Origin of the sequence: Salinivibrio costicola subsp. alcaliphilus (assembly GCF_001996185.1) — a bacterium.
Classification (GTDB): domain Bacteria; phylum Pseudomonadota; class Gammaproteobacteria; order Enterobacterales; family Vibrionaceae; genus Salinivibrio; species Salinivibrio costicola.
On sequence record NZ_MUFR01000029.1, the window covers coordinates 38182 to 44181 of the forward strand.

At 48.5% G+C, this 6000-nt stretch carries 5 protein-coding genes; 3 read left to right on the plus strand and 2 right to left on the minus strand.

All coding sequences use genetic code 11. From position 1 onward, the window contains the following. Positions 1 to 9: 9 nt before the first annotated feature. Complete coding sequence (gene elbB, locus BZJ21_RS10840; RefSeq protein WP_077669778.1) at positions 10 to 660, minus strand: isoprenoid biosynthesis glyoxalase ElbB; 651 nt, start codon at positions 658 to 660, stop codon at positions 10 to 12. 455 nt (positions 661 to 1115) lie between these two features. On the opposite strand from elbB, the gene polA reads away from it, so the two are divergent. Together polA and BZJ21_RS16925 are read left to right on the plus strand one after the other, a co-directional pair. Continuing rightward, the gene (gene polA / locus BZJ21_RS10845; RefSeq protein WP_077669779.1) at positions 1116 to 3866 is read left to right on the plus strand and encodes a DNA polymerase I; all 2751 of its coding nucleotides are present in this window, start codon (positions 1116 to 1118) and stop codon (positions 3864 to 3866) included. Between the two features lie 198 nt (positions 3867 to 4064). Next, positions 4065 to 4112, plus strand: coding sequence for a hypothetical protein (locus BZJ21_RS16925; RefSeq protein ID WP_438616993.1), 48 nt, complete (start codon positions 4065 to 4067; stop codon positions 4110 to 4112). A gap of 333 nt (positions 4113 to 4445) precedes the next feature. Here BZJ21_RS16925 and yihA read toward each other — a convergent pair whose 3' ends face one another. Then, the gene (gene yihA, locus BZJ21_RS10850) at positions 4446 to 5090 is read right to left on the minus strand and encodes a ribosome biogenesis GTP-binding protein YihA/YsxC (protein ID WP_021022591.1); all 645 of its coding nucleotides are present in this window, start codon (positions 5088 to 5090) and stop codon (positions 4446 to 4448) included. A 149-nt stretch (positions 5091 to 5239) separates the two neighbouring features. Between yihA and BZJ21_RS10855 the strand changes: the two genes are divergently transcribed. Further along, positions 5240 to 5857, plus strand: a complete 618-nt coding sequence (locus BZJ21_RS10855) for a c-type cytochrome (RefSeq protein ID WP_077461683.1) — start codon at positions 5240 to 5242, stop codon at positions 5855 to 5857. The last annotated feature ends 143 nt before the right edge of the window (positions 5858 to 6000 follow it).

Below are 6000 nucleotides of genomic sequence, written 5' to 3' on the forward strand. Positions count from 1 at the left end.
ATTATTTGCTTAGGCGAGCTCAACCAGTTTTTTCACCATCCGATTGATACCACTAGCTGCGTCCGAAACAGACGTTGCTAGCATATAGGCCGGTGTGGATAGCAGATGATGGCGCTGATCCAGCACATAATCCGATACTGGGCAGTCAATATGTTCACCCCCCATACGATTAAAGGCGGCAGCGATATCAGGTTCATTGCCAATGGTGCCTTTTACACCTTTTGGATAGATCTGCGGGATCATGATTGGTGCGATACACATATAACCGGCGGGCTTTTCTGCACGCATAAAAGCTTGGCAAACCGCAAACATATCTTGGTGTACCTGCACCGGATCGCCATTGTAAGCAAAGTCTGACAAGTTCTTGGCTGCACCAAAGCCACCGGGGACCAGTAAGGCGTCGAAGTCATCGACGTTTAAATCGGTAAGCGGAAGAATCTCACCACGAACAATACGGCTGGCTTCGGTGAGCACATTGCGCGTTTCGTTCATCGGCTCACCAGTACGATGATCGATCACATGGTGCTGATCGATATCTGGTGCGAAACACTGCCATTGCGCATTGTTTTGTTCTAGTGCTAGCAGCGACAATACGGTCTCTTGGATCTCTGCGCCGTCAAACACGCCGCAGCCAGATAAGATCACAGCCACCTTTTTCATCACGCTCTCCTTGTATCGAGATTAAAAATATCGCAATCAGTGTGGGCAATGCACAACGATCAACGACGCTAATATAGGCTACGTTTATCAGTGTCGCATTGGTACTGGGTTAGGCGAAAGCTTAGCGAACTTCGGCAATGAAATTGGTGATTATCTCCGCAGTTTATGATGACTTTCTCTGCAACCTTGAGACCCATAGCGATTTCTTTTTCCACACCACAAGATCCTTGTTCGATCAAGATCAGGATCCTTTGTTTTTATTTATCTGTTTGATTATTAAAGGTTAAAAATTTATTTTTCTTCTCTATTTAGACAAGCCAAAAACCCTATAAAATATTTACCAACAAAGTTATCCACAGATAGACGACGCGATGGGAAAAACCATGGTTAACAGGGGTCACGACTCGTGGCATGCTTAACGACTAACGTGTTTAACTGGCAATCAAGATACTGATATGGCAACTCTTCCCGATAACCCCCTCATCCTGGTGGATGGATCCTCTTATCTTTACCGGGCTTACCATGCGTCACCCAGCCTCACCAATAGTGAAGGTGAGCCGACGGGTGCGGTCTATGGTGTGGTGAATATGCTGCGCAGTTTATTGCGCCAATACCCGCATTCTCATGTCGCGGTGATTTTTGATGCCAAAGGGAAGACGTTCCGCGATGACATGTACGAACAGTACAAAGCGAATCGTCCACCGATGCCAGATGATTTACGTGGGCAAATAGCCCCCCTGCATAAGATCATTAAAGCAATGGGGTTGCCTTTACTTGCGGTAGAGGGGGTCGAAGCCGATGACGTTATCGGCACACTGGCCACTCAGGCCTCACAAGCCGGAATGCCGGTACTGATCAGCACCGGCGACAAAGATATGGCTCAATTAGTGGACGAGCATGTCACCTTAATCAACACCATGACTAATGTGGTGATGGACCCGGATGCGGTGCGTGATAAGTATGGCTTTGGTCCTGAGCATATTATTGATTATCTCGCGCTGATGGGGGATAAAGTCGATAACATTCCTGGTGTGCCGGGGGTGGGCGATAAAACTGCGACGGCGTTGATTGCCAACCTCGGCGGCTTGGATGATATCTACGCCAATCTGGATAAAATTGCTGAGCTGAGCTTCCGCGGCGCCAAGAGCATGGCAAAAAAGCTAACGGACAATAAAGAGGGCGCCTATCTTTCCTATCAGTTGGCTACTATCAAATTAGATGTGGCGCTTGATTTCACCCCGCAACAACTGATTAAGCAAGCACCTGATAATGACACCTTGGTGGCCATGTATCGCGATTTACAGTTCCGTCGTTGGCTAAAAGAGCTCGACGAGGGAGATGCGCCAGAGGAATCAACCTCTGATGAGCCTTTATCGCAGGCAGTCAGTATCGATCGTGATCATTATCAAACCGTACTCACGCGCGAGTCACTGGAAACATGGTTAGAGAAAATTCGTCAAGCTGACGTGGTGGCGGTGGATACGGAAACCGATAGCCTTAACTATATGGAAGCCAACCTGGTTGGTATTTCATTTGCGGTGGCGCCGGGCGAAGCGGCTTATGTACCGGTGGCCCATGATTATCTCGAAGCGCCTGAGCAGCTATCACTGGAAGATGTGATCACTGTATTGCGCCCTTGGTTGGAAGATCCCTCGGCGGCGAAAGTCGGCCAAAACCTAAAGTATGATGCCAGTGTCTTTGCGCGCCACGGGATCACATTAAAAGGGATAGCCTACGACACCATGCTGGAGTCGTACGTTTACAACAGTGTCGCGGGGCGTCATGACATGGACAGTCTCGCTGAGCGTTACTTACAGCATACCTGCATTAGCTTTGAAGAAATTGCGGGTAAAGGAAAAAAGCAGCTCACCTTCAATCAGATCCCGTTGGAACAGGCCGCACCCTATGCCGCGGAAGATGCGGATATTACCCTACGTTTACATCAGTATTTGATTGGACGAGTCACCAGTGATGAAAAGTTAAAAACCATTTTTGAGTTTTATGAAATGCCACTGGTCAGTGTGCTATCGCGCATGGAACGTCATGGTGTATTAATTGACAAAGACAAGCTGGCGACGCAATCAGAAGCGCTGCATACCCGTTTGATTGAGCTTGAGCGTGAAGCGTTTGAGATTGCCGGCGAAGAGTTTAACTTAAGCTCGCCGAAGCAATTACAGGCGATTTTATTTGAGAAGATGGGTCTGCCTGTGGTCAAGAAAACCCCGTCAGGTAGCCCGTCGACCAATGAAGAAGTGCTGCAAGAGCTCTCGCTCGATTACCCGTTGCCTGCGCGTATCTTGGAGTATCGTGGCCTTGCGAAACTCAAATCAACCTACACGGATAAACTGCCACGCATGATCAATGCACAAACGGGCCGCGTGCATACCTCGTATCATCAAGCGGTCACAGCCACTGGGCGTTTATCGTCAACCGATCCAAACTTACAGAATATCCCGATTCGGAACGAGCAGGGTCGCCGTATTCGTGAAGCCTTCACCGCGGAACCGGATCATACGATTTTAGCGGTGGATTACTCGCAGATCGAATTGCGGATTATGGCGCACCTATCCGGTGATAAAGCCTTGTTAGAAGCGTTCCGTGAGGGCAAAGATATTCACGTGGCCACGGCGGCCGAAGTGATGGGGGTGAGTCTTGATGAGGTCACCAATGAGCAGCGTCGCCGCGCCAAAGCGATCAACTTTGGTTTGATTTATGGTATGAGTGCCTTTGGCCTCTCACGCCAGCTTGGTATTGGTCGCCATGAAGCGCAAACCTACATGGACACCTACTTCGATCGTTATCCAGGCGTGAAAGCATATATGGATAGCACCCGTGAGCAAGCCGCAGAAAAAGGTTATGTGGAGACTATCTTTGGCCGTCGTTTGTACTTACCTGAAATAAAATCACGCAATGGCATGCGTCGCAAAGGAGCCGAACGTGCGGCTATCAACGCGCCGATGCAAGGTACCGCCGCCGATATTATTAAGCGTGCAATGATATTGGTTGATCAGTGGATTCAGGCCAACGCCGCGAATGACGCGCGTCTGGTGATGCAAGTTCACGATGAGCTGGTGTTGGAAGTAAAAACGTCATCTATGTCCAAAGTTGAAAGCCAAGTACGAAAATTGATGGAGTCGGCGGCTGTACTTGATGTGCCCTTAATCGCTGAGGCAGGATTTGGCGATAACTGGGGAGAAGCCCACTAAGTTTACGGTTTTTATCTATATATCGACCTTTTAGTATAAAGAGCCGAATGCGAATTCGGCTTTTTTTTGTTTAGTATCCAACTGATCTATGGTGGTTTTCGTTCTTTTTTGTGTATTTTTATGAAAAAAAATTACGTAATATACTTTTCAAGGCTGGGTGATTGATATACAGTTATCAGCGTAGGGTACAGAGGTAAGATGTTCTATCTTTCAGACCTTTTGTTTCACGTTATTGGATTTGGCTGATTCAGCAGCCCCAGTCAGGATACTGACTGGGGCTTTTTTTATTGGTTGATATGCCGCGACGCGAGCAGCCCTGCCACTGCCTTTTTAACTATTTTCAGCTGTGTTGATCCTGTATTCCAAAAAATTAGAGCAATTACTTTAATTTTGTTGGGAAACCTGGTTATAATACGCACAGCTTCTTGTTCTTTATGTGTTTACAGGGTCTGATTCAGATCACGCACGCACAAAGATTCGCCGACCCTCGATGAGGGTCGGCTTTTTTTTAGCTTTCGTCTTTTAGCGCCAGATCCGTGAGGGAAGACGTTGTGCGTCCCTTACGCCGATAAAAGGCGATTACTCGCTAGGCAGTGGTTGCTCTTCGGCAAGCAATGGCGGCGTGGTGTGATACCAGGCATCCAGTTTTTGACGTAATTTATCCACGCCAATGCCCTTGAGTGACGAATACAATTCGACCTCGACATCGCCGCAAAATGCCAGTGACGCTTCTCGAATCTTCATCAATTGCTGTTTACGTGCACCGGTTTTAAGCTTGTCCGCTTTGGTCAGTAACACTAAAACGGGCAATTTTGACTCAACGGCCCAATAAATCAGCTGCTGATCCAAGTCTTTCATCGGGTGGCGAATGTCCATCAACACCACTAATCCGCCAAGTTGATCACGTTTTTGTAAATATTCTCCCAGCGATCGCTGCCATTTCTCTTTCATTTCTAGAGGGACTTGGGCATAACCATAGCCAGGGAGGTCGACAATATGGCAACCCTCGTCCACCTTAAATAGGTTAATCAATTGTGTCCGACCGGGGGTTTTACTGGTTTTCGCTAGGCTCTTTTGGTCACATAGACGGTTAAGGGAGCTAGATTTACCGGCGTTTGAGCGGCCAGCAAAAGCGATTTCGATTCCTGTATTATCAGGAAGATGGCGGATGTCTGGTGCGCTAGTAACAAACTGGGTGTTACGGTAATTAAGTGATTGCTCCACTGTTAACTCCGTCTCGTCTTGGTGTAGTAGACTGATTACTTTTGTGTGAATTTGTGTAAAATAACCGTGCTCGGTTTTTGATCGGTAATTGTACCATGACGGTAACTAAGTAGTGGTACTGGAAGCTTGATAATTATAAACGGAATGTCATGAAGAAATTAGCGCTAATATTGACTCTCCTGGCCAGCACTTCAGTCTGGGCCCAAGGAGATGCTGAAGCGGGCAAAGCCAAATCCAATACCTGTGCCGCCTGTCACGGTGCTGACGGTAACAGTGTTTTGCCTGATTACCCAAACTTGGCGGGTCAGCACGCCAACTACATTGAAAAGCAGTTGAAGGAATTTAAGCTTGGCGCGCAAAGCGGCGGTGAGCAAGGGCGATACAACGCGGTGATGGCTGGCATGGTGGCTCCTTTATCGGAGCAGGATATGGCTGACCTGGCTGCTTATTACGCAACGCTCACGCCCAAGCCTGGCACAACCCCCGAAGGCGCGGTTGAAATTGGCCGTCAACTCTATATGGCGGGCGATGCAGAGCGAGGCATTGCGGCGTGTGTCGCTTGTCACGGTCCACGCGGTAATGGCACTCCCTCTTCTGGTTTCCCGAAAATTTCTGGCCAGCCCGCAAACTACTTGGCGAGTCAGTTGAAGATGTTCCGTGCAGAGGAACGTCATAATGATATGAATAACATGATGCGATCGGTGGCTGCCAAGCTCACTGACGAGGAAATTGATGCGCTGTCGAGCTATCTCGGTGGTCTGCATTAATTACCGAACGTGACAGCAAAGGCGGTTGTGAATAACGCAGCCGCTTTTTGTTTGCCCAGCGAAGCTGGCAAACCCGTCAGGTTGAAAGAAACCTGAATCGCCCCGACTGAGGGGAAGATAATCCGACTCGCAAGGGCGTTGCT